Raw genomic sequence first — 935 nt, 5'->3', positions numbered from 1 at the left:
TAGACCTCTTGTATTAATTGAAAAAGGCATATAATTCATAATTGTAAATGCCAGCGATTAAATTTACTCTTAATCCAAAACGTTTTCTTCTGTTACGGTATCGTTCGCCCAGTATTTTGAATACTTTTAGTTTACGAATGATATGTTCAACCTGTACTCTACTGCTGGAAACTTCATGATTGTGTTGTTTCTGCTGTTTTGTTAATGGCTTTTTCCTGCTATGCTTATAGGGTAGCGTACTGTTAGGATGATATTTTTTGATTCCCTGATAACCGGAATCTGCTTCAATTCTGGTGGATGCATGTATATGCACTCCGCTTTCTTTAAACACCCTGAAGTCATGCTTACGACCTTTATCTATTTCTACACAAATGATTTTTCCATCCTTGCCTACTATTAACTGGGTTTTGTGGGTATGCTTTTTCTTTTTGCCTGAATAATATCTTCGCTGTTTTTTTTAGGTCGCTCTACAGGACTTTCTCCCACATCTATTACTACTACTGACCATTTAACATTCGATTTGGTCAAAGCTTTTTTGCCTGGCAGTTTAAATGCATTGCTTTGTATCAGAATGTTTTCCAGGTCTGTCACAATACGATGACACTGAGATTCACTAATGCCATAATCCATGGCTATATGTAAAAACGTACGGTATTCCCGATGGTACATCAACATCATTAATAGCTGATCCTCTATACCCAGTGTTGGCTGTTTACCTCGTTTGGGGTGCTTACGTCTTTGTTCTTTTACTGTCCTGATGATAAAACACATTTTCTCAAATGTATTTTTTTTCACTCCTGTCAACCGTTGAAATTGACTGCCGGAAAGGTTTTGTGGTATCTTTTTCCATAACATGCAATATGCTCATCAACTCTTATACCTTTTCTATTTTTAATTATTAACATATGTGCATATCGTTTAATACAAGAGGCCTA

Annotated in this window: 1 protein-coding gene; it reads right to left on the bottom strand. The window is 36.0% G+C overall.

The features are described from left to right. Positions 1-13: 13 nt before the first annotated feature. Positions 14-855, bottom strand: a protein-coding gene (locus DC498_RS25920; protein ID WP_116877025.1) for an IS5 family transposase whose coding sequence is annotated in 2 segments (ribosomal slippage) — positions 14-459 and positions 459-855 — 843 coding nt in all. Because the reading frame shifts where the segments join, the coding sequence is not laid out codon by codon here. Positions 856-935: the final 80 nt, after the last annotated feature.

Origin of the sequence: Terrimonas sp., from assembly GCF_003075435.1 — a bacterium.
In the GTDB taxonomy this organism is placed as follows: Bacteria; Bacteroidota; Bacteroidia; order Chitinophagales; family Chitinophagaceae; genus Agriterribacter.
Note: the sequence above shows the minus strand (reverse complement) of the source record. Positions and strands in the feature narration are given on the sequence as shown.